This is a genomic window from Neobacillus drentensis (genome assembly GCF_036966985.1).
Classification (GTDB): domain Bacteria; phylum Bacillota; class Bacilli; order Bacillales; family Cytobacillaceae; genus Neobacillus; species Neobacillus drentensis_E.
Genome location: NZ_JBALSN010000631.1, coordinates 1 through 5,067 on the forward strand (window position 1 = coordinate 1; position 5,067 = coordinate 5,067).

5 protein-coding genes are annotated in these 5,067 nt (G+C 34.1%); all 5 read left to right on the plus strand.

Annotation, left to right across the window (positions count from 1 at the left end):
• Positions 1-326: hypothetical protein (locus V7659_RS29430; RefSeq protein ID WP_335543583.1), on the plus strand; the 326-nt coding region annotated here is incomplete at its 5' end.
• A 554-nt stretch (positions 327-880) separates the two neighbouring features.
• Entirely contained in the window at positions 881-2,140 is a 1,260-nt protein-coding gene (locus V7659_RS29435; protein WP_335543584.1) for an HNH endonuclease, read from the plus strand.
• A 457-nt stretch (positions 2,141-2,597) separates the two neighbouring features.
• On the plus strand, positions 2,598-3,584 hold the full coding sequence (locus V7659_RS29440; RefSeq protein ID WP_335543585.1) for a DNA/RNA non-specific endonuclease: 987 nt from the start codon (positions 2,598-2,600) through the stop codon (positions 3,582-3,584).
• A 152-nt stretch (positions 3,585-3,736) separates the two neighbouring features.
• On the plus strand, positions 3,737-3,991 hold the full coding sequence (locus tag V7659_RS29445; protein WP_335543586.1) for a DUF7660 family protein: 255 nt from the start codon (positions 3,737-3,739) through the stop codon (positions 3,989-3,991).
• 272 nt (positions 3,992-4,263) lie between these two features.
• Positions 4,264-4,878: a hypothetical protein gene (locus tag V7659_RS29450; protein WP_335543587.1), complete on the plus strand. Its 615-nt coding sequence runs from the start codon at positions 4,264-4,266 to the stop codon at positions 4,876-4,878.
• Positions 4,879-5,067 lie beyond the last annotated feature (189 nt).

A 5,067-nucleotide genomic window follows, 5' to 3' on the forward strand; every position in this document is an offset into this window, starting at 1 on the left:
CAAATCTAAACCTATTGGAATTAAAATTGTTACTTATTCGTAAAAAGAAAGAAGGATTTATCTTTTTTACAGAATCTATGAGCAGCATATTAATTGATCAATCCTTTATTATTTGTTTATCTCAAAAAAGGTTACCTGGTCAATATAATGATGCATTTCCTGTATCTCGTTCGCAGACAAAAACTAAACCTTCATTTGATGAATTAAAAAATATTTACAAAGAATATCATCAAGTAAAAGAGGTACCATTAAATATTGATTTTTCATCATTTTCCATATATAAAGCTGAAAAATGGTTTTGGTTTTGGAATGAGAAAGAAATATAGTAAAAGGGGATATTCTGAACTGAAAATAGGCACAAGAATTATTTAGAGTAAGTAATTTCAATGCAAATGCAAGGTGAAGATGTTGGTTTAGATGCCGTTTATATTCATACTCCTAATTCTAATGAAGATAATTTCCTAAAATAGAAAATTTAAACTGGAATTGCACAACCCCTAAATCTCTCAAGGTTTTAATAAACCTGGAGGAATTTAATATCGGACACTATCCTTCAACTATACCTTTGCCGAAATTAAATTTCACAAAAAGATGGCTTGTCCGATATATATCAAGGCTTTGCCAACCTTTCATATAATGAGTCCTCTTCAATCCTAAAATCTGTTTCGGTAAGAGGGTAGGAACGCTGATTGACAGTTCGGTATTGGGGTGGTTTCTCTAGTAATTTTACAATAGTAAAAAAAGACCTTTCCGAATAACTGAAAAGGTCTTTTAAAATTGTAAAATAATAGGTGAAATAATATTCATTTTTAAATGAAAATTATACAATAGAGGATATATAAAAACATAAATTAAGTCTAATTAAGGGAGTTGCGAAGCAGTGATAATTACTCCTCAAAAAGTAACGGTCCGATGGAACGGTGGAAATCGAAGACATTTTGAATCATTAGGTTATGTATATACCAAAAGAAATGACGCTTTTGAAGTAGATGTGTATGAGTTATCGGAGGGTAGTAATTATGAAGTAAGGGTAGTTTGCGATTTTTGCCATAAAGAATTCCCGTACCCATACAGCAAATACCTTCGAGCTTCTAATAATAGGGTTGGAAAAGTTTCTTGTTCTTTCAAAGAATGCCAAAAACAACTAAAAACAGAAAGCACCAATACGCTTCGTTTTTCTTATCAGGAAGTAAAGGAGTTTTATGAGCAACATGGTTGCGAGTTACTGGAAGATGAATACAAAGGTTATACGGTTCCCATGCGTTTTAGGTGTCATTGCGGTGAGGAAAATGAAAAAACCTTTGAACGTTTCAAATTGCGAAGCACGCAATGTACGAAATGTGCAAACGAACAGCGGATCAAAGAAAGCAGATATAGTTATGATGAAGTGTACCTTTATTTCAAAGAGCATGGTTGTGAACTATTAGAAGAGACGTATTTTAATAATTCACAACCTCTACGGTACATCTGCGAGTGTGGAAACGAATCAATGATCCGATTTGACAACTTTCGATTAGGTAATCGTTGTGTAACCTGCGGAAATAAAAAGAGAGCTGAATCGAGAAGACATACCTATGATTATGTAAACCAAGTATTCGAAGATGCAGGATGTAAGTTAATAGAGAAGCAATATATAGATGGACATGCACCCATGAGATATATTTGTGTGTGTGGAAGAGAGGATAAAAAAACCCTACAAAAATTTTTATCGGGACAACGTTGCCGTTCCTGTTACTTAGATAACAACAGAGGTAAAAACAATTCTGCGTGGAATCCAGATAAGACTGATGAGGAAAGAGAGTTTGGTCGTATTTTAGAGGGGTATAAGCAATGGAAGAAGGATTGCTTAGAAAGAGATGATTACACTTGCCAGGTTTGTAATCAAAGAGGTAGGGATTTACACATCCACCACATTTTTAGCTATTCCTCATTCAAAGAACTTCGGATTGATCCGTTAAATGGAATTGTATTGTGCGTTGACTGTCATAAAGGGAAAGAGGGCTTTCATGGAATCTACGGCAACAAAGACACAACGCCCGATCACTTTTTAGATTTCTTAGTACACAAAGGTTGCTTGGATACACATAAACTGATAAGTAATAGGGTTCATACAATGGAAAGGGTTTTACTACAAAAGTAGATGAATTTCTTATCGGTTACTCACCTAACTGCCGTTACTGATATGCCTAAAGTCCACTGTTTTCAAGGTTTTTTTGGACATGCCCGATCAAAGATTAACTAATAAATATGACTCTCGGTTTTTAGTTGAGTAAAAAATTTTTTCTCGGTCCTTAGGATATCTTTTTACTTTCGTAAATTTATCAAGGGTGCAAGAGTTTAAGATCAAGCTGCCATTTCAGGCGGCTTTTTCTTTTTGAACTAAAGATGCAGTTTATAATGGAAAAAGGAATTTTACCAAAACCAGGTTAATAACATTAAGGATAATCATATGGGAATAAAATGTTGGAGTTAAGATTATAAGGATTTTAGCTTTAGATTGGAATCCTTTTTAAATTATTATTTCTTCGTTTTTTGAAGTGTATTAGCAGTATAATAGTATTGGTTTTTCTAAGATATATACAAAAAGGGGATAATTCATGAAGAAATTAACATACATATTTATGGCGTTTTTATTAGTTTTCCTTGCAGCCTGTTCATCAAATGAAACAACTGGCAAAGAGGAAAATGCTGAAACAAAGATAGAAGGGAAAAAAAAGGAACAGGGTGTAGCTGAGGCTAAAGAAAAGGCAGAAAAAACGAAAAGTGAAAGCGGAGTCAGTCCAAGCGTTCCTGCCACTAGTACACCAACGATAACAAGTGTTAATGGTGACTTTGACTACAATAAATATACACTAATTGTAGTAGATGGCGGAGATATGTCAGGTTCTAGAAAGCCGAATGTAAGAGTTGATGTCGGGTATGGCGACAGGGAATATTGGGCTTTTACAAATGAATACGGACAGCTAATTCGTGTTGAAGCCAAAAATATAATACTCCAAAATCCGAATACTGAACATGTTTTATCGTCTGGGAGATACTATTCTGATGAAGCAAAGGTTCCTGGTACAGAGAGTCAAGAATTAGATGAAGGGCATGTGATTGCTGACTCACTTGGGGGAGTATCTAACGCATATAACATTACACCTCAAGACAGCATTCTCAATAGGCACGGCGATCAAGCCTATATGGAAAAAGTGATTCGAGACGCAGGAGGTTGTACAGATTTCGTAGCAGTGATTCAATATCCAAATACTCAGACGCAAATTCCTAACCATTATAAATTCACTTACAAAATTCAGGGCAGAACCATTACAGATGAATTTGACAATGTAAACCCAGATGAAGTGAACAAAAATTTAGGGGAAACGACAGGTACGAGCAGTACCCCACCGAAAACAGACGATGGACCAACAAACGAAACGGTAAGTAGTAATGAAGATGTTAGTAAGGTGGATACCAATCATAATGGAAGTGTTACGATCGCTGAAGCCAAAGATGCTGGCTTTAAAATGCCAATTACGCGTGATTCATGGCTCTATAAATATATGGACGATCGGGATGGTGATGGACTAGTAGGTGAGTAAACAAATCGTCTATAATAAACATATAACACAAAAATGAAGAAAGGCTGCTATTTTTGGCGGCTTTTTCTTGTTGTACTAACGTAAGCAGGTTAGTTCAAGAAGGGAAAGACTATCCTTTTGGAGAAATTTATTATTAAAAGGGTGGTTTAAAGATGGAATTATATGAAAAAGTAGAAAAGGTAAAGAGTCGAGAAGATTTAATCAAATTCATAAAACACTTGAGAAGGGATTTACAAACTAATAGGGTAGAGTGGGAGAATATAACACTTGAAGATTATTTAGAAGCTATGGAGGCTTGGGTTAAGGATATGGAAGGTTATTATTCGAATACAAATCAACCTGTTCCTATACAACCGTCTTGGAAGACTATTGCCGACATACTATTTGCTTCAAGTAAGTATGAATGATATTCAACTAAAGGGTGCTTTAGCTTAAGTTGATGATCGCTGCGGCGGTCATTTCTTCTTGTTGAACTAACAGGCAGGTTAGTGTAATAACAAAATGGAAAACATTCTTTATCTGTACAGCGACTAGGAATTGTACCCAAAAAGTTTAATATAAATGAATGATGTACTATATTTTTGATAATAGTGGGTGAATTGGATGAGTCAAGATTTGGCGGATTTTTCAAATGATATTTCTTGGTTTTTTAGTGATAACGAAAAAATAGAAGTAATTGATGAAAAATCATTTATTTGTTTCTAAAGAATTTGAAGAAAAGTTCCCTTCCTTAACAAAACTACTTAAAAAAGCAAGAATTACAAAAATCAAATTTGAGAATCAAAATTATCAATTGTTTGGTTGGACAAACCAATCTTCCAAATCATTTGGTTGGCTTTGTTTAGTACCCAGAACAGAAGTTGAGATTGATAAGACACTTCATCCTGACCATATCCTCTTACTAAAAAATTTCGGTGGGATAACTGAAAGATGGAACGAACCTGAAGATACTTGGCTAATTAATTTAAATAACGCATTAACCTTTGAGGATACACAAATTGGATTTATTGGGTTTGAAGACTATTTTAATGAAATGTGTCGAGAAGAAGCGATAGAAGTAAAAGTAAAACCTGAAGAATTTATATCATTCGCTTTCGAAGCGAATGGAAATATTACAATGTACCACAAACAAACAGGCGAAGTTCTTATGTTTGCTGCTGACCACTTTTTTGATTTCATTACTCCATATGAAAACTATCCAGAATATACACTTTACAAAATCGACAATTGCAATACTTTTAGGGACTGGGTTGAAATAATTTCAGACCAATGGTTAAATCATATAAAAAATTAGATGGATAAAAATAAACCAAAAACAGTTTGACTATTGGTTGCCAAACTGTTTTTTTAGTTAATTTGGATGGTGTTTTTTTATAATTAAACCAAATACTTAAAAAGATTATTGTGAAGAAATGTACTTAAACTAAAGGGTGCTTGAGTTCAACAAAGAGTCGTAGCTGCGACTCTTTTTCTTGTTCCACTA

What these genes read in the sequence shown, in the direction of transcription:
- V7659_RS29450 (WP_335543587.1), top strand. Translation starts at nt 4,264, where the DNA reads ATGAAAAATCATTTATTTGTTTCTAAAGAATTTGAAGAAAAGTTCCCT.
- V7659_RS29440 (WP_335543585.1), top strand. Translation starts at nt 2,598, where the DNA reads ATGAAGAAATTAACATACATATTTATGGCGTTTTTATTAGTTTTCCTT.
- V7659_RS29445 (WP_335543586.1), top strand. Translation starts at nt 3,737, where the DNA reads ATGGAATTATATGAAAAAGTAGAAAAGGTAAAGAGTCGAGAAGATTTA.